28 protein-coding genes are annotated in these 25,502 nt (G+C 71.5%); 19 read left to right on the top strand and 9 right to left on the bottom strand.

Annotated features, from left to right (window positions below; translation table 11 throughout):
• Positions 1 to 147: 147 nt before the first annotated feature.
• On the bottom strand, positions 148 to 888 hold the full coding sequence (locus DEJ04_RS01145) for a class I SAM-dependent methyltransferase (RefSeq protein WP_111045770.1): 741 nt from the start codon (positions 886 to 888) through the stop codon (positions 148 to 150).
• A 38-nt stretch (positions 889 to 926) separates the two neighbouring features.
• Between DEJ04_RS01145 and DEJ04_RS01150 the strand changes: the two genes are divergently transcribed.
• Complete coding sequence (locus DEJ04_RS01150; RefSeq protein ID WP_017887883.1) at positions 927 to 1,130, top strand: hypothetical protein; 204 nt, start codon at positions 927 to 929, stop codon at positions 1,128 to 1,130.
• Positions 1,131 to 1,175: 45 nt separating this feature from the next.
• On the opposite strand, the gene DEJ04_RS01155 is transcribed toward DEJ04_RS01150, so the two are convergent.
• The 3 genes from DEJ04_RS01155 to DEJ04_RS01165 form a co-directional block, all read right to left on the bottom strand.
• Complete coding sequence (locus DEJ04_RS01155; protein ID WP_111045772.1) at positions 1,176 to 2,087, bottom strand: helix-turn-helix transcriptional regulator; 912 nt, start codon at positions 2,085 to 2,087, stop codon at positions 1,176 to 1,178.
• Between the two features lie 235 nt (positions 2,088 to 2,322).
• Positions 2,323 to 3,597, bottom strand: coding sequence for a hemolysin family protein (locus DEJ04_RS01160; RefSeq protein WP_111045774.1), 1,275 nt, complete (start codon positions 3,595 to 3,597; stop codon positions 2,323 to 2,325).
• Positions 3,598 to 3,758: 161 nt separating this feature from the next.
• On the bottom strand, positions 3,759 to 4,877 hold the full coding sequence (locus tag DEJ04_RS01165) for a M23 family metallopeptidase (RefSeq protein ID WP_146248428.1): 1,119 nt from the start codon (positions 4,875 to 4,877) through the stop codon (positions 3,759 to 3,761).
• 162 nt (positions 4,878 to 5,039) lie between these two features.
• Here DEJ04_RS01165 and DEJ04_RS01175 point away from each other — a divergent pair, with 162 nt between their 5' ends.
• Positions 5,040 to 5,534, top strand: coding sequence for a hypothetical protein (locus DEJ04_RS01175; RefSeq protein WP_071406257.1), 495 nt, complete (start codon positions 5,040 to 5,042; stop codon positions 5,532 to 5,534).
• 3 nt (positions 5,535 to 5,537) lie between these two features.
• On the opposite strand, the gene DEJ04_RS01180 is transcribed toward DEJ04_RS01175, so the two are convergent.
• Entirely contained in the window at positions 5,538 to 5,915 is a 378-nt protein-coding gene (locus tag DEJ04_RS01180; RefSeq protein WP_111045782.1) for a hypothetical protein, read from the bottom strand.
• 193 nt (positions 5,916 to 6,108) lie between these two features.
• Between DEJ04_RS01180 and DEJ04_RS01185 the strand changes: the two genes are divergently transcribed.
• A complete protein-coding gene (locus DEJ04_RS01185) occupies positions 6,109 to 8,319 on the top strand; it encodes an NADP-dependent isocitrate dehydrogenase (protein ID WP_111045784.1) in 2,211 nt (736 codons plus the stop codon).
• 222 nt (positions 8,320 to 8,541) lie between these two features.
• Here the strand turns inward: DEJ04_RS01185 and DEJ04_RS01190 are convergent, their stop codons facing one another.
• Complete coding sequence (locus DEJ04_RS01190; protein WP_111045786.1) at positions 8,542 to 8,997, bottom strand: DUF3817 domain-containing protein; 456 nt, start codon at positions 8,995 to 8,997, stop codon at positions 8,542 to 8,544.
• Positions 8,998 to 9,121: 124 nt separating this feature from the next.
• Here DEJ04_RS01190 and DEJ04_RS01195 point away from each other — a divergent pair, with 124 nt between their 5' ends.
• Together DEJ04_RS01195 and DEJ04_RS01200 are read left to right on the top strand one after the other, a co-directional pair.
• The gene (locus DEJ04_RS01195) at positions 9,122 to 9,898 is read left to right on the top strand and encodes a ThuA domain-containing protein (RefSeq protein ID WP_246552689.1); all 777 of its coding nucleotides are present in this window, start codon (positions 9,122 to 9,124) and stop codon (positions 9,896 to 9,898) included.
• Positions 9,895 to 11,052: a GAF domain-containing protein gene (locus tag DEJ04_RS01200; protein ID WP_111045788.1), complete on the top strand. Its 1,158-nt coding sequence runs from the start codon at positions 9,895 to 9,897 to the stop codon at positions 11,050 to 11,052. The genes DEJ04_RS01195 and DEJ04_RS01200 overlap by 4 nt, the downstream gene beginning before the upstream one ends.
• A 54-nt stretch (positions 11,053 to 11,106) precedes the next feature.
• Here the strand turns inward: DEJ04_RS01200 and DEJ04_RS01205 are convergent, their stop codons facing one another.
• Positions 11,107 to 11,550 (bottom strand): hypothetical protein, encoded by a 444-nt coding sequence (locus DEJ04_RS01205; RefSeq protein ID WP_111045790.1) that lies wholly within the window; start codon positions 11,548 to 11,550, stop codon positions 11,107 to 11,109.
• A 90-nt stretch (positions 11,551 to 11,640) separates the two neighbouring features.
• Between DEJ04_RS01205 and DEJ04_RS01210 the strand changes: the two genes are divergently transcribed.
• The 8 genes from DEJ04_RS01210 (at position 11,641) to DEJ04_RS01245 (ending at position 18,591) form a co-directional block, all read left to right on the top strand.
• Complete coding sequence (locus DEJ04_RS01210; protein WP_110865312.1) at positions 11,641 to 12,291, top strand: ScbR family autoregulator-binding transcription factor; 651 nt, start codon at positions 11,641 to 11,643, stop codon at positions 12,289 to 12,291.
• Between the two features lie 117 nt (positions 12,292 to 12,408).
• Positions 12,409 to 13,284 (top strand): aminoglycoside phosphotransferase family protein, encoded by an 876-nt coding sequence (locus tag DEJ04_RS01215; RefSeq protein WP_111045793.1) that lies wholly within the window; start codon positions 12,409 to 12,411, stop codon positions 13,282 to 13,284.
• A gap of 58 nt (positions 13,285 to 13,342) precedes the next feature.
• Positions 13,343 to 13,954, top strand: a complete 612-nt coding sequence (locus DEJ04_RS01220; protein WP_111045795.1) for a hypothetical protein — start codon at positions 13,343 to 13,345, stop codon at positions 13,952 to 13,954.
• Entirely contained in the window at positions 13,951 to 14,694 is a 744-nt protein-coding gene (locus DEJ04_RS01225) for a DinB family protein (RefSeq protein WP_111045798.1), read from the top strand. Before DEJ04_RS01220 ends, DEJ04_RS01225 begins: the two co-directional genes overlap by 4 nt.
• Before the next feature lie 208 nt (positions 14,695 to 14,902).
• Positions 14,903 to 15,550, top strand: coding sequence for an ABC transporter permease (locus DEJ04_RS01230; protein ID WP_111045801.1), 648 nt, complete (start codon positions 14,903 to 14,905; stop codon positions 15,548 to 15,550).
• Complete coding sequence (locus DEJ04_RS01235) at positions 15,537 to 16,808, top strand: ABC transporter ATP-binding protein (protein WP_017887899.1); 1,272 nt, start codon at positions 15,537 to 15,539, stop codon at positions 16,806 to 16,808. Before DEJ04_RS01230 ends, DEJ04_RS01235 begins: the two co-directional genes overlap by 14 nt.
• Entirely contained in the window at positions 16,805 to 17,569 is a 765-nt protein-coding gene (locus tag DEJ04_RS01240) for an ABC transporter permease (protein WP_111045803.1), read from the top strand. Before DEJ04_RS01235 ends, DEJ04_RS01240 begins: the two co-directional genes overlap by 4 nt.
• Complete coding sequence (locus tag DEJ04_RS01245; protein ID WP_111028897.1) at positions 17,566 to 18,591, top strand: glycine betaine ABC transporter substrate-binding protein; 1,026 nt, start codon at positions 17,566 to 17,568, stop codon at positions 18,589 to 18,591. The genes DEJ04_RS01240 and DEJ04_RS01245 overlap by 4 nt, the downstream gene beginning before the upstream one ends.
• Before the next feature lie 80 nt (positions 18,592 to 18,671).
• Here the strand turns inward: DEJ04_RS01245 and DEJ04_RS01250 are convergent, their stop codons facing one another.
• A complete protein-coding gene (locus DEJ04_RS01250) occupies positions 18,672 to 19,301 on the bottom strand; it encodes a TetR/AcrR family transcriptional regulator (protein WP_071406244.1) in 630 nt (209 codons plus the stop codon).
• A gap of 80 nt (positions 19,302 to 19,381) precedes the next feature.
• Here DEJ04_RS01250 and DEJ04_RS01255 point away from each other — a divergent pair, with 80 nt between their 5' ends.
• From DEJ04_RS01255 to DEJ04_RS01280, 6 genes are read left to right on the top strand one after another with little or no spacing between them, the layout of a single operon-like run.
• Entirely contained in the window at positions 19,382 to 20,110 is a 729-nt protein-coding gene (locus tag DEJ04_RS01255; RefSeq protein WP_031260145.1) for an ABC transporter ATP-binding protein, read from the top strand.
• Complete coding sequence (locus DEJ04_RS01260; protein ID WP_111045805.1) at positions 20,107 to 21,384, top strand: ABC transporter permease; 1,278 nt, start codon at positions 20,107 to 20,109, stop codon at positions 21,382 to 21,384. The genes DEJ04_RS01255 and DEJ04_RS01260 overlap by 4 nt, the downstream gene beginning before the upstream one ends.
• 27 nt (positions 21,385 to 21,411) lie before the next feature.
• On the top strand, positions 21,412 to 21,939 hold the full coding sequence (locus tag DEJ04_RS01265) for a GNAT family N-acetyltransferase (protein ID WP_181437695.1): 528 nt from the start codon (positions 21,412 to 21,414) through the stop codon (positions 21,937 to 21,939).
• A 54-nt stretch (positions 21,940 to 21,993) separates the two neighbouring features.
• On the top strand, positions 21,994 to 22,662 hold the full coding sequence (locus tag DEJ04_RS01270) for a hypothetical protein (RefSeq protein WP_111028900.1): 669 nt from the start codon (positions 21,994 to 21,996) through the stop codon (positions 22,660 to 22,662).
• Between the two features lie 39 nt (positions 22,663 to 22,701).
• On the top strand, positions 22,702 to 24,147 hold the full coding sequence (locus DEJ04_RS01275) for an NAD(P)/FAD-dependent oxidoreductase (RefSeq protein ID WP_111045809.1): 1,446 nt from the start codon (positions 22,702 to 22,704) through the stop codon (positions 24,145 to 24,147).
• A 5-nt stretch (positions 24,148 to 24,152) separates the two neighbouring features.
• Complete coding sequence (locus DEJ04_RS01280; RefSeq protein WP_111045811.1) at positions 24,153 to 24,596, top strand: SRPBCC family protein; 444 nt, start codon at positions 24,153 to 24,155, stop codon at positions 24,594 to 24,596.
• 75 nt (positions 24,597 to 24,671) lie between these two features.
• Here DEJ04_RS01280 and DEJ04_RS01285 read toward each other — a convergent pair whose 3' ends face one another.
• Positions 24,672 to 25,490 carry a shikimate 5-dehydrogenase gene (locus tag DEJ04_RS01285; RefSeq protein ID WP_111045813.1) on the bottom strand — a complete coding sequence of 273 codons (819 nt, stop codon included), beginning with the start codon at positions 25,488 to 25,490 and terminating at the stop codon, positions 24,672 to 24,674.
• Positions 25,491 to 25,502: the final 12 nt, after the last annotated feature.

Consider the following 25,502-nt stretch of genomic DNA (forward strand, 5'->3'; position numbering starts at 1 on the left):
CCCGGGGTGTGCGGACGCACACCGCACCGGGCGGAGGAGGTCAGGGTTCGACGAGGTCGGCCGCACCCGAGGGCACGACCGAGGGCCTCACGCCCTGATGCCGGCGATACGGGCGCCGACCACCTCCTGGAAGCTCACCCGACCAGCCTACGACCGGGTGTCAAGCCCGGCCCGGTCCGTCCGCGGCCGGTTCGGCGTCGCCGTGACCAGGACGACCGAGCCCTCGTACGTCGGGCGGATCCGCAACGACCCGTGCCGCCGGTCCCACTCCCCCGACTCCAGCGCGGTCCGGAGCGCTGCCACCGACCGCCGGACGGTGAACTCGTCGACGAGGCCCCACGCCGGGTCCGCCTGGCGCACGCCGGGGTCGAGCAGACGCTCGGGGCGCGCGTAGTACGCCTCGGCGAACCCATCGACGCACGTGAACGGGATCGGCAACGGGGTGCTCGTCACGGTGTCGTCGCCCAGTGCGTCGGCGATCCGCGGCAGTGCGGGGTGGCGACGGGCGTCGGCCGCCAGCACCTCGGGCGCGTACTCGGCGAGCCAGGAGCGCTCGATGCGGTCGGGGTCGAACGTCAGGGCCACGATCGGGCCCCGGGTCACCCGACGCACCTCGGCGAGCCCGCGTTCGAGGTCGTCCCACTCGTGCAGCGAGAAGGTCGTCATCGCGGCGTCGAAGGTGGCGTCGGCGAAGGGCAGGTCTCCGGCGGGTTCCACGGCGGTCACGTCGCGGTCGGTCGGTGCGTAGGAAACAGCGCCGGCCCCGACGTCGAGCACGGCCCGGGCGTCTCCGAGGGCCTTCGCGACCGCGCGGGCGAACGCGGGTTCGGGCCGGCGGTGCTGCCGGTGGTCCGCGTCCCCGGCTGAGCCGTCCGTGGTCCTCGTCACGTCTCCACCCTACGAACCCGCGCTGCTATGTTCGACGGATGCTCGCAGACAGTGGTCTCGGATTCGTCGTCGTCCTCTACGCCCTGTTCGTGCTGGCGCTCGCGGTGCTGGCCGTCGCCCTCATCGTGCTCGTGTTCGCCGCGATCCGTGTGCTGCGGTTGTCGGCGACGGAGCGGCAGCTGCGCATCGAGCGGATGCGCTCGCCGGAGCTGTTCGACGGCGACGTGCCGCCCCAGGCCTGACGTTCCGACCACGGCGCTGACGCACCTGCCCGTCGGCGGGCCGGGTCAGTCGACCGACTCGGACTCGGACTCCGACTCGCGCATGGCCGCGTACTGCTCGGCCCGCTCCGTCGCTGCCCAGCTGCCGAGCAGCGCGAGCGACCGCTCGGACTCGCTGCCCGGTTCGGCCGAGTACGAGAACAGCGTCAGGCCGGGGTCGGCGACCAGGTCGAGCGCCTCGTAGGACAGCCGCAGCTCCCCCACGATCGGGTGGTCGATGCGCTTCTTGCCGGTGCGCTGCATCCGGACGTCGTGGGCAGCCCACCAGCCGCGGAACTCCTCGCTCCGGGTGGAGAGCTCACCGACGAGCGTGATGAGCCCCGGCTCGCAGGGGTTCGACACCGCGGCGGTCCGGAGCACGGCCACGGCGTCCTTCGCGGTCTGTGCCCAGTCCGGGAAGAAGTCACGGGCGGCCGGGTCGAGGAAGGTGAAGCGAGCGGTGTTCACCGGGCGTCCGGGGCCGGCGAAGAGCGGTGCGTAGAGCGCACGGCCGAGCTCGTTCGTCGCGACGACGTCCCCGCGCTCGTTCCGCACCCAGGCCGGCGCGCCGGTGATGGCGTCGAGCAGCCGCTGCACGCCGGGGCGCACGCGGGTCGGCACGTTCCGGTGCATGACCTTCGCGCCGGAGTTCGCCAGGCGCGTGAGGTCCCACAGGTGCGCACGCTCGTCCTCGTCGAGCTGCAGGGCGCTCGCCAGGCCCTCGAGCACGCTGTCCGAGACGCCCTTGAGCGAGCCGCGCTCGAGCCGCGTGTAGTAGTCGACGCTGACGCCGGCGAGCATGGCGACCTCGTGCCGACGCAGCCCGGGGACCCGTCGGACCCCGCCGCCGAACGACGGCATGCCGACCTGCTCGGGGGTGAGCCGCGCCCGCCTGGAGGACAAGAAGTCGCGGATCTCGTTGCGCACGTCGATACCCATGCGACGAGCGTACGTGCCCGGGCCGTGCGTCCGGCAGGCACGGGCGGTACCCGTCAGCCCCCGGTGCGCAGAAGCGACACTTCGCGGGTCGCCCTACCGTCCGGTTCGCGAAAGCGACAGATCGTGCCCGAACGTTCGCGGGATTCAGTCGCTTCGACGGGGTGGACGCGACCAGGGCCGGTCGGGAGGCCCGTGGCGGGGCCGCCACGGGCCTCCCGACCGCTCTGTCCCGCGGTCAGGGCGCGGCGTCGGGTCCGATGCGCACGCGCGCGACGCGGTGACCGTCCATGGCGGTCACCTCGAGGCGGTGGCCGCCGGCCAGGACGACGTCACCGACCTCGGGGACGCGGTCCAGCTGCACCTGCACGAGCCCACCCACGGTCTCGTAGTCGCCGTCCGGCAGGACCGGGCCGCCGTCCGCGGCCAGGTCCTCGAGCACCGTGGCGCCGTCGACGCCGTCGTGCGCCAGCACCGACTCGTCGTACTCGGTGGAGTCCCACTCGTCGCGGATGCGGCCGACGAGGTCCTCGAGCAGCGCCTCGAGCGTGACCATGCCCGCGCTGCCGCCGTACTCGTCGACCACCAGGGCGATCTGGTGGCCGTCGGTGCGCATGTCCGCGATCGCGCTCGACAGCGACTTCGTCTCGGGCAGGGCGAGCACCGGCCGGACGAGCGTGGCGACCGGGGCCGCGGGGTCGACCGGACGCAGCAGGTCACGGAGGTGCACGAAGCCCTGGACCTCGTCACGCCCGCCGGAGGTCACGAGGTACCGGGTGTGCCCGGCCGCGATGGCCTGGTCGGTGGCCTCGGCGACGGAGAGACCGGCATCCAGCGTCGAGACGTCGTACCAGGGGCGCATCGACTCGCGCAGGATGCGGTCACCGGCGTCCAGGGCGCTGCGGGCGATCCGGCGTCCCTGCTCGTCGACGCCGGTGTGCTCGTCGACCAGGCCGCGGAGTTCCTCGGTACTCATCGACTCGCTGCGGGCGTTCGGGTCGCCGCCGAGCAGTCGCACGACGGTGTCGGTGGACTTCGAGAGCAGCCAGATCACCGGCCGCATCAGCACCGCGAAGCGCTCCAGGGTCGGGGCGACGGCCATCGAGAAGCCCTCGGCACGCTGCAGGGCGAGGCGCTTCGGCACGAGCTCGCCGAACACGAGCGACAGGTACGCGATGACGAGGGTCATCAGCACCAGCGCGACGGCTTCGGCCGTGCCCTGCTCGAGGCCGAGCCCCTGGAACAGCGGCGCGACGTCGGGTGCGATCGAGGATGCACCGTACGCGGCGGAGAAGAACCCGGCGACGGTCACGCCGATCTGCACGGCGGACAGGAACCGGTTGGGGTCACGGCCGAGCTCGGCGACCCGCATCCCGCGGGGGCCGCGGCGTTCGAGCTGCTGCAGCTGGGATTCGCGGAGGGAGACGAGAGCGATCTCGGCGGCCGCGAAGACCCCGCCGACGAGCACGAAGAGGATGACGAGCCCGAAGGCGATCCAGGTGTCGGCGCCCATCAGCGGGCAGCCGCCTCGGATCGACGACGGGCGGGCGGTCTGTGGGGATCGTCCATGCCTGTGAGTCTGCACAGGCCGACTGGGACATCACCGTGCTGCCGCTCGACAGCGGCTGTGGATCCCGCGTCGCAACGGGGAGCGGTCGGTGCGGGGCGCGGTCGCTACAGCGTGAGCGAGCGACCGATGCGGGCTTCGAGCCACGCCTTCGGGTCGATCGGCGTGACGCCGTCCATCAGGACCTCGAGGTGCAGGTGGGCACCGGTCGAGACGCCGGACGACCCGACGAGCCCGATGAACTGGCCGGCCGCGACGGTGTCGCCGACCTTGAGCGGCGAGGAGCCGGGGATCATGTGGCCGTAGAGCGTGGAGACCTGACGGCCATCGACCACGTGGTCGATGATGACCGCGTTGCCGTACGAGAAGTACGTGCCCGAGACCCGGACTTTGCCCGCGGCGACGGCGCCGATCGGCGTGCCCATGCCCGGGGTAAAGTCGAGGCCCTGGTGCAGCGACGAGCACGCGCCGCACGGTGCCGAGCGGTACCCGAAGCCGGAGCTCATCTGCACCGGGCCGGGGAACGGCGAGCGGACCGCGCCGCCGAACGAGACGGCGCCGCCCGCGGTCGCCGCGGTGTCGGCGGAACCAGCGGTCTTCGCGGTGACGGTCGAGCCGCCGCCGACGGTGAACCCGTCACGGTCGAACCCGGCGGCCGTGACCGCCTGGGTCACCGCGTAGTCCTGGGTGCGCACGACGGGCGCGATGGTCGAGGTGGCCATCGAGGTGCCGGCGCTCGCGTGGGCGGGCATCGCCGAGGCGGCGAACATCGCGATGGCGGCGGCGGCGCTGGTGAGCGTGATGCGTCCGGCGCGGGCCGACCGGGAGGCCCGGGGTGCGCTGGCGACACGGGTCACCTTGGGTGCGGGGCGACGGACGACCCGCTGGATGCGGTCGTCGACGTGCTCGGTGGTGGCGCGTGCGGCTGCGGAGCGGCGGCCGGCCGCCTCGGTGGCCGAGGACGCGGTCGCGAGGACGACGGCCTGCACGGGCTTGGCGACCTTCGCGGCCTTCGCGGCCTTCGGCGCCTTGGCGACCTTCGCTGCCTTGGCGACCTTCGCTGCCTTGGCCGGCTTCTCGGGCTTGGCGGCCTTCGCGACCGGCGCCGTCTTGCTGCGACGCTGCGGTCCGCGGGCTGCTGCGCGCTCGGCCTCGAGGGCGGCGCGACGGGACAGGTGCACCACCGGGGTCTCCGGGTGCTGGTCGAGTTCGGGTGCAGTCGTCATGGCCGCCCACCATTCTGCACGACTCTGTCGCTTTGTACAGGCCCTTTCGTGATCTTTTCGTTACCGAGTGCGCTGAGAGGCCCCTGATCACCACGGGCGGAAGCGTCCCCCGGGCCCTCCGCATCGGTACGGTCAGGGGAAAGCGACGGAAGGACCCGCACCATGGCCCGATCGCCGCGTGAGCGGTACGGAACGGTCGACCTGGCGTCGGCCGACGTCGTGCTGGCCGGTACCCAGGAACTCCTCCCCGTGCTCCGGGCCGCGGCCGTGCGCGCCGGGATCGACGCCGCGCGGATGCGGGTCATCGGGGTCGACGACCTGCCGGACCCCGAGGAGACGTGGGACGCGGCGTTGGCCGTCATCGCGATCCGTCGCCCCGGTGACGACCCCGCGTTCCACCGGGCGCAGGCGGCTGCCGAGCTCATCGCACCGATGCTCGCGCCGCACGCCGTCCGCATCGTCGTCACGGTGTCCGGGGTGACTCGCCTGGCGCCGAAGCTCGAGCGCACCCTGACGTCCGAGGTCCTGCACCAGATCGATGCCGCGTCGGCGTCGTCCGGGTTCCGCCGGCCCTTCCGGCCCCTGCGCATGCGGCTCGGGCTCGCCGGGCTCCGTGCCGCCGGCGTCCGGGTGTTCCGCGTCTCGATCGGCGACTGAGGCTCAGGCTCCGTCGGGTCCGGGTCCGGGTCCGGGGCCCTGCGCGGCGCTCGCCTGCACCGACGGGTGTGGAGGAGCGGCGTGCGCGACGACGGAGACGCTGCCGACGGCGAGCACGAGCGCCAGCGCTCCGGCGGTGCAGGCCGTCCCGATCCGCCCCAAGCGCGACCGGCTGCCACGCTGACGCGGTGCGAACCGCTTCGTGCTCCGTCGGGGTTCGGGGCCGACGAGCCAGGGACCGGAGCCGTCGGGGTCGTACGAGAACGGGCCGGAGCCGTCCGGCGCGTACCGGTAGGGCCCGCTGCCGTCCGAGGCGTAGGCGGACCGCAGGTCCTCCGCGGTCCAGCCGAAGTCGTCCGGGGTCTGCCGTGTGGTGGTCATGCGCGCTCTCCCTCGCTCTGGTGCTGCGGAAGACCAGTCCACGCACCGTTCCTATGTGTCGACAGTGCGCCTCCAGGGTGTCGGCCGAGCATCTGCCGCGCGGAAGCGGGGGCCATGTATCTTGATGTCGAGACATTCTGCGCCACGAGTACCGTGGACGTACCGACGGTCGAACAAGGGAGTACCCGCCAGCATGGCCAAGATCATCTACACCCTCACGGACGAGGCGCCGTTCCTCGCCACCCACTCCTTCCTCCCGGTCATCCAGGCCTTCGCCGGCACCGCGGGTGTCGACGTCGAGACCCGCGACATCTCGCTCGCCGGCCGGATCATCGCCCAGTTCCCGGAGCGGCTCACTGACGAGCAGCGCCTGGACGACGCCCTCGCCGAACTCGGCGACCTGGCGAAGACCCCCGAGGCGAACATCATCAAGCTGCCGAACATCTCGGCGTCGATCCCCCAGCTCAAGGTCGCGATCAAGGAACTGCAGGCGCAGGGTTACGACCTGCCCGACTACCCGGACGAGGCCACGACCGACGAGCAGCGCGACGTCCGCGCCCGCTACGGGCGTGTCCAGGGCAGCGCCGTCAACCCGGTGCTGCGCGAGGGCAACTCCGACCGCCGCGCACCCCTGTCCGTCAAGAACTACGCCCGGAAGCACCCGCACCGCATGGGCGCCTGGTCGCGTGACTCGAAGACGAACGTCACCACCATGGGCGTCGACGACTTCCGGTCGAACGAGAAGTCCTGGATCGCCCCCGCCGACGACGTCCTGACGATCACCTTCGTGGCCGAGGACGGCAGCGAGCAGGTCCTCAAGCAGTCGATCCCCGTCCTGCAGGGCGAGGTCGTGGACGGCACCGTGCTGCACGTGGCCGCACTCGAGTCGTTCCTGCGCAAGCAGATCGAGCGCGCCGCCGCCGAGGACGTCCTGTTCTCCGTGCACCTCAAGGCCACGATGATGAAGATCTCCGACCCGATCATCTTCGGCCACGTCATCAAGGCGTTCTTCCCGTCGGTGTTCGAGCGCTACGGCGCCGACCTCGCCGCCGCGGGCCTGACCCCGAACGACGGCCTCGGTTCGATCCTCGCCGGCCTCGCTGCGCTGCCGAACGGCGCCGAGATCGAGCGTGCCTTCAAGCAGGGCATCGCCGACGGCCCCGAGCTCGCCATGGTCGACTCGGACAAGGGCATCACGAACCTGCACGTGCCGAGCGACGTCATCGTCGACGCGTCGATGCCCGCGATGATCCGCACCTCGGGGCACATGTGGGGCCCGGACGGCGACGAGCACGACACCCTCGCCGTCATCCCCGACTCGAGCTACGCCGGCATCTACCAGGCCGTGCTCGACGACTGCCGCGCCCACGGCGCCTTCGACCCGTCGACGATGGGCTCCGTGCCCAACGTCGGCCTGATGGCGCAGAAGGCCGAGGAGTACGGCTCGCACGACAAGACGTTCGAGCTCCCCGGCGCCGGTGTGGTCCGCGTCACGACCGCCTCGGGCGACGTCGTCATCGAGCACGACGTCGAGCCCGGTGACATCTGGCGCGCCTGCCAGACCAAGGACGTCGCCATCCGCGACTGGGTGAAGCTCGCCGTCACCCGCGCGCGTGCCTCCGCGACGCCGGCCGTGTTCTGGCTCGACGAGACCCGTGCGCACGACGCGAACCTCATCGGGCTCGTTCGCCAGTACCTCGGCGAGCACGACACCGAGGGCCTGCAGCTCGAGATCCTCGCGCCCGAGGACGCCATGCGCTTCTCGCTCGAGCGCATCCGCCGAGGCGAGGACACCATCTCGGTCACCGGCAACGTCCTGCGCGACTACCTGACCGACCTGTTCCCGATCATGGAGCTCGGCACCTCGGCGAAGATGCTCTCCGTCGTCCCGCTGCTGGGCGGTGGCGGCCTGTTCGAGACCGGTGCCGGTGGTTCCGCCCCGAAGCACGTGCAGCAGCTCGTGCAGCAGAACTACCTGCGCTGGGACAGCCTGGGCGAGTTCCTCGCACTGGCGGTCAGCCTCGAGCACCTCGCCGGTGTGACGGGCAACGAGCGGGCGAAGATCCTGGGCGAGACCCTCGACCGTGCCACCGGGACGTTCCTGGAGCAGGACAAGTCCCCGGGCCGGAAGCTCGGCTCGATCGACAACCGCGGCAGCCACTTCTACCTGGCGAAGTACTGGGCCGAGGAGCTCGCGGCGCAGACCCAGGACACTGAGCTCGCGGCGTCGTTCGCGGACCTCGCGGCGAAGCTCGGTGAGCAGGAGCACACCATCGTCGACGAGCTCGTCTCGGTGCAGGGTCACCCGGCCGACATCGGCGGCTACTACCGTCCCGACGACGCCAAGACGAGCGCGGTCATGCGTCCGTCCGCCACGTTGAACGCGGCGCTGGCAGCGCTCTAGGCGCACCAGCCGACGGACGGGAGGCCCGGTGCCAGCTGGCACCGTCCCTCCAGGCACGGCCGTCGCCCCGCTGGCGCGGTGCGGCGGTACCGGCTGGTGGGGCCCACCTCCCGTCCGTCCGTGGTCGCGACCACGGCCGCGCTTCGTGAGCAGCAATGGTCGGGTCCGCACCACGAACCCGACCATTGCTGCTCACGAAGTGACGCGTGGGCGCTCGTCGCGTCAGCCGCGGGACGGCACGGGCGGGCCGGCGGCGAGCAGCCCGGTGAAGACCACGGCGACGGCCACGACCCCGATGCCCGCGGCCACGGCGGGCCGACGCACCACGAAGAACAGCAGGCGGTCCCAGAAACCCGAGTGGGCGTCCGGCGAGCGGCGCCAGGAGCCCTCGAGCATGCCGCGGCGGGCGACCGCGACCTCGAACGGCACCGTGGCGTACGGCACGACGGCACTGGCCCAGCCGAGCACGAGCGCCCCGAACGACCACCGCTGGTTCACCGCCACGACCGTCGTGACCACCAGGTACGCCAGGAACACGAAGCCGTGCACCCCACCGCCGATGCGGACGCCCCAGTCGCCGGCGTCCAGGCCGTACTTGAGCACCATCCCGAGGATGAGCAGGGTCCAGGTCACGAGTTCGGCGACCGCAGCGGCGCGGAACAGGGAGCGCGGAGTCATGCCGTCAATCGTGGCGGACCCGGTTGACAGACAGCAGAACGCCCCGGATCGTGATCTCAAGGTGGGCAAGACGATCAGCAAACGCCCGCGGATGCGCGAACCGAGCACGGGTAGCGTTGCCTGCATGTCGCCGTCGACCGAGAACCGTCCCCTGAACATCGTCGTCTGGAACGAGAACGTGCACGAGACCCGCGGTGACGCGACGGTCATCGGGCACTACCCCGACGGCATGCACGCCGTGATCGCCCAGGCGCTCCGGCAGCTGCAGCCCGGGGCCGACGTCTCCACCGCCACCCTGCAGGAACCCGACCACGGCATCACCGCCGAACGACTGGCCACCACGGACGTGCTGTTCTGGTGGGGCCACGCCGCCCACGACGAGGTGAGCGACGCCGTCGTCGACCTGGTCGTCGACGCCGTGCACGCCGGCATGGGCCTGGTGGTGCTGCACTCCGGCCACTACTCCAAGCCGTTCAAGCGCCTGATGGGCACGACCTGCTCGCTGAAGTGGCGGAACGACGGCGAGCGCGAACTCGTCTGGACCGTCGCGCCCGAGCACCCGATCGCCGCCGGGGTCCCGCACCCGATCGTCATCGACCGGCAGGAGATGTACGGCGAGTACTTCGACATCCCGCGCCCCGACGAAGAGGTGTTCCTGTCGACCTTCGCGGGCGGCGAGGTCTTCCGCTCCGGCGTCGCGTACCGCCGGGGGCTCGGCAAGGTCTTCTACTTCTCGCCCGGCGACCAGGAGTACCCCGTCTACCACCACCCGGACATCCAGCGCGTGCTGTCGAACGCCGCCGCCTGGGCCGCCCCGGTGTCCGAGCGCCGCGAGTTGACGGCTGACCCCCACCCACGGGACTGGTTCCTGTCGGACGATGGGGGTAGACAGGCCGGGTGACCAACCATCTCGACGGTGCGGACAAGCGCACCGCGGTGATCGAGGCGCTCGCCATCTTGGGATCAGGACCCGAGGAGCGCTTCGACCGCATCACCCGCATGGCCCACGAGGCGTTCGACGTCCCGTTGACCTTCCTCAACCTCGTCCACCACGACCTCGTCACCACGCAGTCGACCTTCGGCTGGCACCAGGGATCGAGTGTCCCCGCCAGCGAGCAGTTCTGCGCGTCGACGGTGCTCACCCGCGAACCGATGGTGATCCCGGACGCGTCCCTCGACGCCCGGTTCGCCCACACCGCGGCGGTGGCGGAGCACGGCATCCGGTTCTACGCGGGCGCACCGTTGACCATGGTCGACGGCACCCGGGTGGGCACGCTGTGCTTGATGGACGCTGTTCCGCGCACGTTCTCACCGGACGACGTCGCCCTGCTGGGCGACCTGGCCCGGTGGGCGGAGCGCGAACTCGGCGTCGCCATCGACCGCGGGCGGGTCCGTCGGGTGCTCGACGGCCTGGTGCCGGACCCGGTCGCGGTGCCGGGGTACGACCTCGACGTCCTGGTGGCCCAGCACGACGACGGCGGGGGTGACGTCGCCGACTGGCGCGTCGCACCGGACTCTGCCCTGCACGTCACCGTCGGCCGGGTGAGCGCGGCCGGCCCGGCGTCGGGCCTGCTCGCCGCGGCGGTCCGCGGTGCCGTGGCGGCACGGACCGGCACCGACATGTCGGACGCGATCGTCGGCCTGGAGGCGCAGGTCACCGCCGACCTGTCGGCTGCGGACGCCGTCGGCTCGCTGTTCCACCTGCGGCTCGACCCGACGTCGGGTCACGTCGACTTCGGTGACGCCGGCCACGGCCTCGCGGTGCTGGTCCCCGCCGACGGTCCGGCTCGCGTCCTGCACCCGCTCGACCTGCCGCTCGGGCTGCAGCCGGCGTCGATCCCCCGGTCGCCCGGCGCGCTCGACCTGGAACCCGGTGACCGGCTGGCGATCTGCACCCAGGGCGTCCTGTCGCTGGACGGGCTCCGGCACCTGGACGACCTCGCCGCGCTGGTGCGCTCGGCTCCGGACGGGGCCACCGTGGTCGAAGGGGTGCGCACGGCCGTCCCGACGGACGCCGTGGTCGACGTCACGCTGGTGGTGCTCACGCGGCACTGAGCGTTCGTGCTGCGCCATCCGGTCGTGCCGCGCCAGCTGATCGTGCCGCGCGCGTCAGGAGCGGAACCGGTCCGGGCGCGGGCGCGGAGTGCCGGTCAGCGAGACCACGAGCAGCGTGGCGAGCAGGGCGAACCCGGCGAGCTCGATGCCCAGGCCGGCGAGCTGCCAGTACGCGCTGCCGACGTGCTGCGGCTGCGTGATCGATTCCGGCCACCACGACTGGATGAGCGGGAAGGAGCCGGGGAACGGGTCGAGGCCGAACACGACGAGGCCACCGAGCAGCAGGACGACCCCGAGGCCGGCCATCGCCCCACGGGACCGGCGGAGCATGTGCACCACGAGGGCCGCACACATGCCGGCGAGCCCGACGACGGCGATCAGGAACGCGAGCACCACGATGGTCTGCGGCGCGAGCGCGACCCAGTCCAGCACCGCGATCGGCAGCAGCAGCCACCGACCCGTCCGTGCCCAGCGCGCAGGGTTCCGCCATCCGTCCATGGCGACCGACCGTAGGGCACCCGGCCGAACGCCTGCCGAATGCGGCCAGTGGACCCCGGCGGCAGCGTGCGCTGACTACGATCGGACCCCATGGCGCAGGACCGACCGACCCGGCAACAGCGGTCGCTCGCGACCCGCACGGCGATCATCGAGGGCGCGGCCGCGGAGTTCGACGAACGCGGGTACGTCGGTGCCTCGATGGACGGCATCGCCGAACGCATCGGGATGACCAAGGGTGCGCTGTACTTCCACTTCACGTCGAAGGCCGACATGGCCGGGGCCGTCGTCGCCGAGCAGCACGCGATCTCGCGCCGCTACGGCGAGGCCGCGGTGGCGCGGGGTACCACTCCGCTCGAGTCGATCATGTGGCTGTGCCAGGGGCTCGCGGTCCAGATGACGTCCGAGGTCGTCGTGAGCGCCGGGGTGCGCCTGTCGACCGACGTGGCCGCGAGCGACGTCGCCCGGCAGGACCCGTACACCGACTGGACCACGGTGGTCGCCGGGTTCGCGCGGCAGGCCGTCGAGGTGGGCGAGCTCGACCAGCGGTGGGACCCGGACCTGGTCGGCCGGGTCGTCGTCCGTGCCTACACCGGCGTGCAGACCGTCTCGGACGTGATGACCCGCCGGGCCGACCTGTTCGCGGGCCTGCGGGAACTCTGGACGGTCCTGCTGGACGCGTTCGTCACCGAACGGCTGCGTCCGGAGATCCCGCGGCTCGTCGCACTCATCGCTCCGGAGTGACGCGGGTCCCCCCAGGGAAACACCCACGTCACCTCACCTCTGAGACTACCGAGAAGGGTGTCGCGCCACCGGCCCCAGTTCGCGGGCATGTGTCCGGCGGCCCACTAGCCTGACGCGGTGCCCACACCCGCTGCCGAGGTCGACGTCGACGTCCCGCTCGTCCGGTCCCTGCTGCGCGACCAGCACCCCGACCTGGCGGGCCTCCCGCTCGAGGTCGTCGCGAACGGCTGGGACAACGTCGTGCTGCGTCTGGGCGACGACCTGGCCGTCCGGGTCCCCCGTCGGGAGCTGGCCGCACGGCTCGTCGAACACGAACAGCGCTGGTTGCCGGACATCGCCGCCCGGGTCGGATCGGTCGTCCCGGTGCCTGCCCCGGTGCGCACCGGACGCCCCGCCCTCGGCTACCCGTGGTCGTGGAGCATCGTGCCGTGGCTGCCCGGTACGGCGATCGGTGAACGTGCGGCCGGGATCCCCGTCGCCGAGGCGCTCGCCGCGTTCGTCGGACTCCTGCACGTCCCGGCCCCGGACGACGCCCCGGCGAACCCGTTCCGTGCGGTGCCGCTCGCGTCGCGGAGCGACGCCGTGCTGACACGACTCGACGAGCACGGCGTGCACCGGGCCGGAGAGCTGGCCACGCTGTGGCGGACCGCAGCGGCCGTGCCCGCGCACCCCGGGCCTCCCGTCTGGGTGCACGGCGACCTGCACCCCTTCAACCTGCTCGTCGACTCGTCGGACGGTGTCGACCGCCTGTCGGCCGTGATCGACTTCGGGGACGTCACCGCGGGCGACCCGGCCGTCGACCTCGCCACTGCCTGGCTGACGCTCGACGTGCCGGGGCGTTCCGCGTTCCGGGCGCGCGTCGCGGCCCCGGACGCCACCTGGCTGCGCGCACGGGGGTGGGCGGTCGCGCTCGCGTCCGCGCTGGCGACCGCCGACGAACGCGCCTTCCGGAGCGTCGCGCGACGGAGCATCGACGCGGTGCTGGACGACTGAGTCCCCGCGGGGCTATCGTGACCGCACCATCCGTGCACAGCCGATCGGAGGGGCCGCCATGACCCTCGAGCTCCGCGTCCAGCACGACGTCGCCACCGACGCCTCCCCCGCCCCCGTCCGACCCGAGCGACGCGGTCTCCGCGGCCTGCTCGACCGTCTGTCGGACCGCCGCGCCGCCGCCCGCGCGCGACGGGTCGACGACCGGGTCCGCGAACTCGGGGAACTCGTCCACCTGCTCTCCGACGCCCGCGCGGTCGTCGAACGCGGGTGGGTCCAGCACGCCTGGTTCGCCTACCTCGACGAGCACGGCCGCGAGCGGAAGGCCTCCAGTGCCGCCGCGATGGACGTGCAGGGCCGGCCGCTCGTCGGTGCCTGCCTGGTCGGCGCGGTCGTGTCCGCCGCCGGCGGGCCGCACGCGGTGCACGCTCCCCGGGTGCAGCACGCGCTCGACGTCGTGTGGCACGCCCTCGCCCGCGACGAGGGCGAGCCCGTGCTGTGGTGCCCCGCGCCGGACATCCGGATGGGGCGGGTACGGGACCTGACGAGCTGGAACGACTCCCCGGCACGCACCGGCACCGAGGTCGCCGGGCTGCTCCTGACGGCCGAACGGGTCGCCGTGCAGGAGTCGACGCGCCTGCAGGAGCTCCGGGTGGCACGATCGGGGGCATGAGCGACGTCGAAGCGGTCCCCGAGGTGCACCCCGCGAGCACCAGCACCCTGGCTGCGAGCGGCAACGCCCTGCTGTCGGACGAAGGGGCCACGCGGCGCCCCGACGGCGCGGCGGTCGCGGACGGCGCGGGCGCGCACGCGGACGCCGCTGCCGCCGACGCCGCGGTGAAGCGGACGCTGCACCGGTACCTGCAGAAGCACCGTGCGGCCCTGCTGGCGAAGCTCGACGGGCTGGCCGAGCGCCAGGCACGCTGGCCGGTGACGCCGACGGGTACGAACGTCCTCGGGCTGGTGAAGCACGTCGCCGGGGTGCAGGCCGGCTACTTCGGCGAGGTGTTCGGGCGGCCGTTGCCGGACCAGCCCGCCTGGCTCGAGTCGGAGGACGGCGAGGACATGTACGCCTCGCTCGACGAGACCATGGCCGACATCGTGGCCTTCCACCACCGGAGTGCCGCCCATGCCGACGCCACGATCGAGGCGCTCGACCTCACCGCCACCGGGACCGTGCCGTGGTGGCCGGAGGGGCACCGGGACGTCACCCTGCACCGGATCCTGGTGCACATGGCGTACGAGACCGCCCGGCACGCGGGTCACGCCGACATCGTGCGCGAGATGCTCGACGGCCTGGCCGGCGACGGTGACGGCAACCTGGCCGACAAGTCCCCGGAGGAATGGGTCCGGTGGCGTGAGCAGCTCGTCGACATCGCGGAGCGGTCCGGGTTGCGCGACCTCGACGCATAGCCGAGCAGGCAGACCGATCGTTACCGTTCTCCCAGGCTCGCCCTGGTAAACCCCTGCTGACCAGGGGTTGTCCTCCTCGCAACCGCAAAGGAAACCGCCGTGCAGGTGGGGTTGCGTTGTACAACCGGTCCGGCTGTTGCATAGCTTTGGCCGAGCTCGTGCCCCGATCTGTGGGCAGTTCAGCCGACCGGAAGGGGAGCGCCCACCCGTGTTCCAGTACGTCGTGGAGCGATGGAGCCAGATCTGGTTCGCATCGTGGCAGCACTTCTCACTGGTCGTCCAGTGCGTCGTCCTCGCCACGGTCATCGCCGTGGTGCTCGCCACACTCGTCTACCGCAGCCCGCGCCTGACCGCGTTCGCGAACGGGGTGTCGGCCATCGGCCTGACCCTGCCGTCGTTCGCCGTCATCGGCCTGCTCATCGTCCCGCTCGGCTTCGGCGTCCTGCCGTCGGTCGTGACGGTCGTCTTCTTCGCCGCGCTGCCGATCCTGCGCAACGCGGTCGTCGGTCTCGCCGAGATCCCGCCTGCCGTCGTCGAGTCGGCGCGCGGCATCGGCATGAGCCGGTTCCGCACCCTGCTGCAGGTCGAGCTGCCGATGGCGTGGCCGATCATCCTGAGCGGTGTCCGCGTTGCCGCGCAGATGGTGATGGGCATCGCCGCCATCGCCGCGTACGCGCTCGGCCCCGGGCTCGGCGGCTTCATCTTCTCCGGGCTGTCCCGCCTCGGCGGCGCCAACGCCCTGTCCTCCGTCGTGGTCGGGGTGGTCGGCGTCGTCCTGCTCGCCCTGGTCCTCGACCTGCTCCTCATCGGCCTCGGCCGCCTGACCATCTCGAGAGGTATCCGTGTCCAGCACTGACTCCGCCACCACCACCGCGCCCGACGGGGACGTCACCGGGCGCAGCATCCTGCTCGATGAGGTCACCAAGCGGTACCCCGGGCAGTCGAAGCCCGCCGTCGACGGCATCACGCTCGAGATCCCGGCCGGCAAGATCGTCATGCTCGTTGGCCCGTCCGGCTGCGGCAAGACGACGACCCTCAAGATGATCAACCGCTTGATCGAGCCCACCCAGGGCCGGATCGTCGTCGGCGACGACGACGTCACCGGCATCGACGGCGACGAGCTCCGCCGCCGCATGGGCTACGTGATCCAGGCCGGCGGGCTCTTCCCGCACATGACGGTCGCGGCGAACATCGCGATCGTGCCGAAGATGCTCGGCTGGTCGAAGGAGAAGATCGCGGCGCGTGTCGACGAGCTGCTCGACCTGGTCTCACTCGACCCCGACACCTACCGCGACCGGTTCCCCCGCGAACTCTCCGGTGGCCAGCAGCAGCGCGTCGGCGTGGCCCGGGCGCTCGCCGCGGACCCGCCCGTCCTGCTCATGGACGAGCCGTTCGGCGCCGTCGACCCGATCACCCGCCAGCGCCTGCAGGACGAGCTCCTGCGCATCCAGGAGGAACTGCACAAGACGATCGTCATCGTCACGCACGACTTCGACGAAGCCGTGAAGCTCGGCGACTGGATCGTCATCTTCACCGAGGGTGCGCACATCGTGCAGTACGACACCCCGGAACGGATCCTGGCCGAGCCGGCGAACGAGTTCGTCGAGAACTTCATCGGCTCCGGCGCGGGCCTGAAGCAGCTCACGCTGAACCGCGTGCGCGACGTCGAGGTCGAGTCGGCCGTGACCTGCTCGCCCGGCGAAGAGGTCAAGGCCGTGCTGCAGCGGATGAACGAGGCCGGCGGGCACCAGCACGCCGTCGTCGTCGACCACCGCCAGCGCCCGATCGGGTGGCCGTCGCGCCGCCAGCTCGAGCGCCTCGACCGCATCCCCGACGGCGTCGAGCCCGGCCTGCCCGTCGTGGGCGAGGCCGCGACCCTCAACGACGCGCTCGACACCATGCTCGTCTCGAGCGCCGGCGCCGCGCTCGTCACCGGTCGTCGTGACGCGTTCCGCGGGGTCATCACCGTCGAGACCGTGATGGAGGCGATCACCCGCTCCCGCGCGACCGCCGCAGGCGACCAGGCCTACACGCCGGTCGGCACGAACACGAACCCGATCGAGACCATGCCGTCGTCACCGGTGTCGGCCATGCCCACCGGAGAAGACCTGTGAGCGCAGTCGCCACTGCCGGCCCCGCCACCGGTGCGAGCACCTCGTGGAAGGGCCTGCTGTTCCAGCCGATCGCGATCCTGGTCGTCCTGGCCGGCTTCGCGGTGTGGCTCGCGACGGCGGACCTGACCCCGACGGAGCGCACGACGCTCAACCCGGCGGACATCCTGGCCCTGACCGGCCAGCACCTCGTGCTGACCCTGCAGTCGACGGTCCTGGTGCTCGTGATCGGCATCCCGCTGGGCGTCGTGCTGACCCGCGGGCCGCTGCGCCGGGCGAGCCCGTACGTGCTCGCCGTCGCGAACTTCGGGCAGGCGGCCCCGGCCGTCGGCCTCATCGTGCTGCTCGCCGCCTGGCTCGGTCTGAACTCGCGGTCCGTCGTCGTCGCGCTCGTGCTCTACGCGATCCTGCCGGTGCTCCGGAACACCATGATCGGCGTGCAGAGCGTCGACGCCCGACTGGTCGAGGCCGGTCGCGGCATGGGCATGAGCGCCTTCAGCGTGCTGATGCGCGTCGAACTGCCGCTCGCGGTGCCCGTGATGCTCTCGGGCATCCGGACCGCGCTCGTGCTGCTCGTCGGCACGGCGAGCCTGGCCACCTTCGTCGGTGCGGGCGGACTCGGTCTGCTCATCACCACGGGCGTGACGCTGTTCCTGCCGAAGCTCCTGGTCGCCGGGGCCCTGCTCGTCGCCCTGCTCGCCCTCTCCATCGACTGGCTCGGCCGCGTGGTCGAGACGGTCGCACGACCGAAGGGACTCCGATGACCCGCCGCACACGCAGCACCCGCCGCACCCGCACCCGGGTCGGAGCCGCCGCGTTCGTCGCCGGTGCCACCGCCCTCGTCCTGACCGGGTGCGGCCTGCAGCCCGCCACCTCGTTCGTGCCCGAGGCCGGCGCCGGCTCCATCCAGCGCATCGACGACCTGCCGGCCGGCGCCCACCTCACCGTGACGTCGAAGAACTTCACCGAGCAGCTCGTGCTCGGCAAGATCGCCGTGCTCGCCGCCAAGGCCGCCGGGTTCGACGTCACCGACGAGACGAACGTGCCCGGCAGCGTCGCGGTCCGTGAGCTGATGACCTCGCACGCGGCCGACTTCACGTACGAGTACACCGGTACCGCTTGGCTGACCTTCATGGGTCACACGAAGGGGATCCCGGACAAGACCGAGCAGTGGACGGCGGTGAAGAAGGAGGACGCCGGCAACGGGCTGACGTGGCTCGAACCCGCGCCGATGAACAACACCTACGCGTTCGCCGTCCGCAACGAGGCCGTCAAGGAGCTCGGGGACGTCAAGACGCTCTCCGACATCACGAAGCTGCCGGTCGACCAGCGCACGTTCTGCGTGGAGTCGGAGTTCAACTCCCGTGCCGACGGCTTCAAGCCGATGCTCAAGAAGTACGGCTTGGAGCTCGGCGGTTCGGGGTCGAACGGTGTGCCGAGCAGCAACGTCAGCATCCTCGACACCGGCACGGTCTACACGGCCACCGACCGGGGCAAGTGCAACTTCGGTGAGGTCTTCACCACCGACGGCCGCATCAAGTCGCTCGGGCTGACGGTGCTCGAGGACGACAAGGGGTTCTTCCCGGCGTACAACGTCGCGCCCGTCATCGACTCGAAGACGCTCAAGGAGTACCCGCAGCTCGAGGGGATCTACGACCAGATCTCACCGAAGCTCACGGACGCGGTGCTGCAGGAGCTGAACCGTCAGGTCGACGTCGAGGGGCGTGAGCCAGCCGACGTCGCCTTCGACTGGATGGTGAAGGAGGGCTTCATCACGAAGCCCTGACCGTTCTCGACGTGCCCACCGACGGACGGGAGGCGCGGTGCCAGCTGGCACCACGCCTCCCGTCCGTTCATGGTCGTGTCTCAGGCCGCGGCGATGCGCGCAGCCGTGTCGCGGATCGACGCGACCACCGCCGCCCGCACCTGTTCCGGGTCGGAACCCTCGTGCCGAGCGGCACTGCGGAGCCCCGTCATGCACATGCCGAGCAGCATCTCCGCCGCCTGCGGGGTCGCCGCCTCCGGCCCCCAGGCCGGGTCGCGCTCGAGGATCGTGCGCACCGCGCCGGTCATCGCCTCGGCGACCGTGGTCATCCGCGTGACCTGCCGACGCATCAGCTGCGGGAACCGCACGATGACGGCCTTGCGCTCGAGGCGCTCGTGCTCGTCGCCGAACGACGACCCGAACACCAGGAACGCCAGGTCCACGACGGCCTGCGCCGCCGGCTCCCCCGCGACGGCCGCCAGGTGCGCCTCGAGGGTGGCGGGTTCGAGGTCGAGCTCGGTGTGCCCGAGGACCGCGTCCTCCTTGCTCTCGAAGTAGTTGAAGAACGTCCGCGGGGAGACGTCGGCCCGCGCGGCGATCTGCTCGATCGTGGTGCCGTCGACGCCCTGCTCGAGGGCCAGGGACCGGGCCGCCTCGGCGATGCGGTTGCGGGTCTCGATGCGCTTGCGGTCACGGAGACCGAGTTCTGACGGCGTCGCGGAGTCGGGCATGGCCCGACTGTAACCGGGACGTCACATGATCTACAGCAAACGCAAACTTGCAGTCGTGCATCGGACACTACGGTGAACCCATGACCACTCCCGTGCTCGAGGCCCGTGACCTCGCCAGGACCTACGGCCGCGGCGCGACGCGGTTCGACGCGCTCAAGGGGGTGTCGCTGGCGGTGCACCAGGGCGAGAGCCTGGCGATCGTCGGCAAGTCCGGCTCCGGCAAGTCGACGCTGATGCACCTGCTCGCACTGCTCGACAAGCCGTCGGCCGGACAGGTGCTGCTCGACGGCACCGACGCGGCGACGCTCGGTGCCCGCCAGGTCAACCGCACCCGGAACAGCACCTTCGGGTTCGTGTTCCAGCAGTTCTTCCTGACGCCGAAGACCTCGGTGCTCGACAACGTCGTGCTCCCGCTCAAGATCGCCGGTGTCTCCGGAGCCGAGCGGAAGCGACGGGGCATGGCGGCGCTCGACGCCCTCGGCCTGGCCGACAAGGCGAAGAACGACGCCAACGACCTGTCCGGTGGCCAGAAGCAGCGCGTGGTCATCGCCCGGGCGCTGGTCGGTGAGCCGAGCGTGATCTTCGCCGACGAGCCGACCGGCAACCTCGACACGAACACCGGGCAGGTGGTCGAGGACATGCTGTTCGGGCTGCAGCGCGAGCGGGGGATCACGCTCGTCGTGGTCACGCACGACGAAGAGCTCGCCGCGCGCTGCGACCGCAGCGTGAACGTCCGCGACGGCCTGATCGTCGGCGGACCCGACGACGCGGTCGATGCGTCTGCCACGCACGGAAGGCACTCCGCATGAACTTCCTCGACCTCCTGCGCACCGCGGTCTCGAACACCTTCCGCTCGAAGCTGCGCACGACCCTGACCGTCATCGCGATCTTCATCGGCGCCTTCACGATCACGCTCACCTCGGCCATCGGCACGGGCGTCAGCAACTACATCGACAGCCAGGTCTCCTCGATCGGCGACGACGGCACCCTGGTCGTCACGAAGGCGGTCGACAGCACCTCGACCGACAGCGGCCCGGCGAAGTACGACCCCGAGGCGTCCGGTCAGAGCGTCGACCGCGGCCCCGCGTCGTTCTCGTACCTGTCGCAGTCCGACGTCGACGCGATCGAGAAGACGGACGGCATCAAGAGCCTCCGCCCGGCGATCGCCCTCGCACCGAAGTACGCCGAGTACGGCGACCAGGGCAAGTACGTCGTGTCGCTCACCGCCAACGCCGGCGAGCTCGACGCCGACCTGGCGAGCGGCAAGCAGCTCGACGACGAGACCGACGCCAACCAGGTGATGCTGCCGACCGACTACCTGAAGAACATGGGTCTCGGCAGCACCTCGGCCGCCGTCGGCAAGGAGCTCACGATCGCCGTCGACGACTACCAGGGCAAGGAGCACACGCTCACCGCCACCGTCGTCGGAGTGCAGAACGAGTCGCTGTTCGGCAGCGGTGCCGGGGCGAACGCCGCACTGACCGACGCCATGCAGGCCGCGCAGGAGATCGGCAAGCCCGACTCGATCGCGACGTCGTACGCCAGCGCCACCGCGACGCTCGACGCCGACGCCTCCGTGACCACGGTCAAGAAGTCCCTGGCCGACGACGGGTTCCTCGGCCAGACCATCCAGGACCAGCTCGGCCAGTTCCAGACCGTCATCAGCGGCATCGTGGGGGTCCTGAACGCCTTCGCCGTGATCGCGCTCGTCGCCGCCGGCTTCGGCATCATCAACACCCTGCTCATGAGCGTGCAGGAGCGCACCCGCGAGATCGGCCTGATGAAGGCGATGGGCATGGGCGGCGGCAAGGTCTACACGCTGTTCTCGCTCGAGGCGGTGTTCATCGGGTTCCTCGGCAGTGCCATCGGTGCCGGGGTCGCGATCCTGCTCGGCACCGGGATCTCGAACGTCCTGGCCGGCACGCTCCTCAAGGACCTGCCGGGGCTGCAGATCATGCAGTTCGCGCCGGGGTCGGTCGCCACGATCATCCTCGTCGTGATGTTCATCGCGTTCCTGGCGGGCACCCTGCCGGCACGACGAGCCGCACGGCAGAACCCGATCGAGGCGCTCCGGTACGAGTGACAGGCAGGGCTGCCTAGTGTCGGAACGGTGACGACGTTCGGACGCGACCTCGGTGACGGCTACACGCTGACGCTGCGCGACCTGACGACGGTCGACCAGGTGCTCGCACTCGTGCACGCCAACACCGACCGTCTGCGCGCCGCCGAGCCCTGGGCATGGGACCTCCAGACCCGCGAGGCCATCGCCCTGCACACCGAGCGGCTGCTCGGCCAGTTCGCGATGGACCGCGCGCTTCCCTGCGTCATCCGCGCGGACGACCGCATCGTCGGGGTGGCCTCTCTGACGTTCGACCCGTACCTGGGCCAGGCATCGCTCGGCTACTGGGTGGACGCCGGACAGGAGGGCCGTGGTGTCGTCCGGCGGGCCGCCACCGTGCTGATCGGGGTCGCGCGGGCGCGCGGGTGCGCACGGATGGAGATCCGGACGGCGGTCGACAACGCGCGGAGCCGGGGGCTCGCAGAGCGGCTCGGCTTCGTGCACGAGGGCACCCTGCGCGGCGCGCTGCCCCTCGGGCCCGAGCGTGTCGACGTCGCGGTGTACGGCCTGCTGCTCTGACGAACGACTCCCTCGTGCAGGCCGACCGACACCGGTCGCCGGTATCGTCGGAGCATGGCCTTGTTCGGACGACGCAACCACGACGTGCGCGATCGACCCATCAGCCAGGTCGAACTGAAGCGGGCGGTCGACGAGGGCTTCCTCATCGCGAAGGCCGCGGTCACCATCGCGGTGGCCAACCGCATCATCACGAATGCCCTGCGTGACCAGGGGTACTTCGACCACGCGCTCATCGCCGAGGCCACGCGCGAGGAACTCCACCGCATGGCCGAGGAACAGCGGGGCGACGCCGCACGCATGCGGGAGATCCGCTCCACCTCGAGCAAGCAGAAGGGCCGTTCCCGCCACCAGCACGACTACCGGCGGGGCGACGACCTGAAGCTCCGGATGCGCGAGGCCACGTACGAGCAGCTCGCCACCATGCTCGACAAGCGGCGCGACGACCAGCACTTCGTCGACGGGATCGTGCTCGCCGCGCGGGCCCGCGCCTGGGACGACATCGGCACCACCGTCGTCGGACGGCTCGGGTGGGCCCAGCGTCCGGCTGACGACTACGAGATCGGCCGCGACGACCGGCTGCAGCAGATGCTCGACGAGGACTTCGCCGAGTTGCTCGCCGAGCACCCCGTCGGATCGACCCCGGTCGACGCCGACGAGCCCGACGACGCCGATGGTGACCAGGACGAGTCGGACCCGGCCGACCCCGACACCTCGCGCACCTGACCGACACCACACGCAGTCACGAGTCCCTAGGCTCGGTGCATGGTTGATGCGGTGGTCGTCGGAGCGGGACCGAACGGGCTCGCGGCAGCGGTGACGCTCGCACGCGCCGGACTGTCGGTCGAGGTCGTCGAACGGAACGACACGATCGGCGGCGGCGCCCGCACGGCCGAGCTCACCCTGCCCGGCTTCCTGCACGACGTCTGCTCCGCCGTGCACCCGATGGCCCTGCAGTCCGAGTTCTTCCGGCTGTTCCGGATGGAGGAGCGCATCGAACTCCGCCTGCCCGAGGTGCAGTACGGCCACCCGCTCGACGGTGGCCGCGCCGGCATCGCCTACCAGGACCTCGACCGCACCGCCGCCGAGCTCGGGGTGGACGGGCCGGCCTTCAAGCAGCTGATGGCCCCGCTGGCGGAGAACGCCGACCAGGTCGCCGACTTCGCGACCGACGCGCTGCTGCACGTGCCGCGGCACCCCCTGACCGTCCTGCGCTTCGGTCTGCGGGCGCTCGAGCAGGGCACCGCTGCGTGGAACCTGCGCTTCCGCGGCGAGGCCGCCCCGGCGATGGTGTCCGGCGTCGCGGCGCACTCGATCCAGCACCTGCCGTCCCTGTCCACCGCGGCGGCGGCACTGTCGCTCGGCTCGTACGCGCACGCCCGCGGCTGGCCGGTGCCGATCGGCGGCAGCCAGGCGATCGTCGACGCGCTCGCCGCCGACCTCGTCGCGCACGGCGGCCGCATCGTCACCGGGCAGGAGGTCCGGTCGCTCGGTGACCTCACCCCGGCGAAGGCGGTGCTGTTCGACACCAGCGTGCCGGGCATGCTCCGGATCGCGGGCAAGCAGATCCCGACCCCAAAGCGCGGTGCACTGCGACGCTTCCGGTTCGGCAATGCGGCGGCGAAGGTCGACTTCGCACTGTCCGACCCGGTGCCGTGGACCAACGAGTCGCTGCGGAAGGCCGGGACCGTGCACATCGGCGGGACCCGGCAGGAGATCGCGGAGGCCGAACGTGCCGTGGCGCACGGCCGGCACGCCGAGCGCCCGTACGTGCTCGGCGCGGAGCCGACCGTGGTGGACCCGACCCGCGCCCCGAAGGGCAAGCACGTCTTCTGGGCCTACGCGCACGTCCCCGCGGGGTCGGACGTCGACCCGACCGAGGCCGTCACCCGCCAGATCGAGCGGTTCGCGCCGGGGTTCCGGGACACGATCCTCTCGTCGAGCTCCCGCACGGCCGTGCAGATGGGCGAGTACAACCCGAACTACGTCGGTGGCGACATCGCCGCCGGTGCCGCGAGCTTCTGGCAGCTCGTCAAGCGCCCCGTCCTGTCCAGCGACCCGTGGCGGATGGGCGGCGGCATGTACCTGTGCTCCGAGTCCTCCGCGCCCGGCCCCGGCGTGCACGGCATGGCCGGATGGCACGCGGCGAAGAGCGCACTCCGGCACACCTTCGGCCTGCCGGAGGACGTCGACCTCACCCCGGAAGGCTGATCACCATGGCGAAGAACGTCCGCATCCTGCACTGCCGTCCCGAAGCCGTCTTCGACGTGCTCGGCGACGGGTGGCTCTACACGACCTGGGTGGTCGGGGCCTCGCGCATGCGCCAGGAGGAGTCCGGCTGGCCGCAGGTCGGTACCCACCTGCACCACTCGTTCGGCGCGTGGCCGATCGTCATCAACGACGTCACGACGTCGCTGGTGTGGGAGCCGCCGCACCGCATGGTCATCCAGCCGAAGGGCTGGCCCATCGGCGAGGCCCGCGTCGAGCTGACGGTCGAACCGCACCGGCACGGCTGCAAGGTCACGATCACCGAGAACGCGGTGGCCGGACCGGGCTCCTACGTACCCGACTTCCTCATGCAGCCGCTCATCTGGATCCGTAACCGCGAGACGCTCCGCCGCCTCGAGTGGGTGGCCGTCGGGCGCGCGGCGAACGCCTGAGACGTCCCACGAGACGGACGGGAGGCCCGTGGCGGCGCCGCCACGGGCCTCCCGTACGCCCTGTGGGTGCGTCGACTACTCGGCGCGCGAGAACTCGCTGGCCCGCGCCACCTGGTCGTCGGTCAGGGCGACGCCCGTGTACCGCTCGAACTGACGGGCCGCCTGCAGGGCGATGACCTCGGCGCCGGTGATGACGTGCTTGCCGGCGTCGCGCCCCGCCCGCACGAGCGGGGTCTCCGACGGGAACGCGACCACGTCGAAGACGGTGTGCGCCGCCTCGATCCGTTCCGGCGCGAAGGCGAGTGCGTCCTGCTGGTCGCCGCGCATGCCGAGCGGGGTGACGTTGACGACCAGGTCGGTCTCCCCAGCCTCGCGCTCGTCGGCCACCCAGTCGTACCCGTACTGCGAGGCCAGGGCCGGGCCGGTCTGCTCGTTGCGGGCGACGACCGTCAACCGGTCGAAGCCGGCGCCGCGGAACGCCGCCGTGACGGCCTTGGCCATGCCGCCCGAGCCGCGGAGGAGCACGCGCGAAGCCGGGTCGACCTCGTGGGACCCGAGCAGGGCGGCGATCGCCTCGTAGTCGGTGTTCGACGCGGTGAGCACGCCGTCGTCGTTCACGACCGTGTTGACCGACTGGATCGCGGCGGCGGAGTCCTCGATGTGGTCGACCAGCGGGATGATCGCCTCCTTGAAGGGCATCGACACCGAGCAACCGCGGATCCCGAGCGCACGGATGCCGGCGACGGCGCCGGGCAGGTCGGTCGTGGTGAACGCCTTGTACAGGAAGTTGAGGCCGAGCTCGTCGTACAGGTAGTTGTGGAACCGGGTGCCGATGTTGCTCGGTCGCGCGGCCAGCGACATGCAGACCTGCATGTCCTTGTTCAGGATGGGCATGCCCCCAGTCTC

It is taken from the genome of Curtobacterium sp. MCLR17_044 (genome assembly GCF_003234435.1).
Taxonomy (GTDB): domain Bacteria; phylum Actinomycetota; class Actinomycetes; order Actinomycetales; family Microbacteriaceae; genus Curtobacterium; species Curtobacterium flaccumfaciens.